Origin of the sequence: Hyphomonas chukchiensis, assembly GCF_000682695.1 — a bacterium.
GTDB classification, from domain to species: Bacteria; Pseudomonadota; Alphaproteobacteria; order Caulobacterales; family Hyphomonadaceae; genus Hyphomonas; species Hyphomonas chukchiensis.
The window spans coordinates 1-718 of record NZ_AWFG01000091.1; the positions used below are offsets into that span (position 1 = coordinate 1).

Consider the following 718-nt stretch of genomic DNA (forward strand, 5'->3'; position numbering starts at 1 on the left):
ATCTGTCCCCATTTTTCCCAATCAACCCTTCTGCATGCTCCTTCCGATCACCGCCTATCCACACCGCACGACCAATGATGTCGCCCTCCCTGACCGCTCCAAAATACCGTCCATCAAAGGAATCCGGTGTGCGATCAGAAAGGAGCAGAACCTCTTCTGCCTGAAGCTGCCTGCAGCCCGTCCAGGGAGACGGCAGGGCGCGTCCCATACTATCTGTTGATAGCAGGCGGACAGTCGAAGTCCCGTTGATCTGTAACACACCCTTGATCTCACAAACCGTGTCGCCTTCGAGCGCCCGGACGTTCTTGATGACGGGGATGCCTGGCGCAAGATAGCGCCTCTGGATCGCGAGTCTCGAAGCGGCCTCTGGCAGGTTCGAGACAACCAGATCACCCCGCGAAATCACCTCCAAAGGTTCGACGCGATACCACCCAAGCGGAGCACTTTCGCTCGGATTGTAGAGTAATATGGGCGGTAAAACACCAGTCGCCGGAAGGCCTGTCAATGCCACTCCGAGCACAGAAATACCGCTCCAAAATACTGCGCGGAGGCTCATGAAAAGCCCCTCCAGTTGCTCGAAAGAAGTCTCCAATTGGCCATCGACAATGTGATTGAATCTGTTCTCAATGCCCTGATTTCAAGCGCCATGACCGCCTCCCCGGGACCTATTCCAGACGGTCGAATAATCATTCAAATCATCGACATGATAGACGACGGT

Annotated in this window: 1 protein-coding gene; it reads right to left on the reverse strand. The window is 55.0% G+C overall.

The genetic code is table 11. The features are described 5' to 3' along the window. Window positions 1-556, reverse strand: a 556-nt coding sequence (locus tag HY30_RS18180; protein WP_162176977.1) for a S26 family signal peptidase, incomplete at its 3' end; no start/stop codon positions are given. Window positions 557-718: the final 162 nt, after the last annotated feature.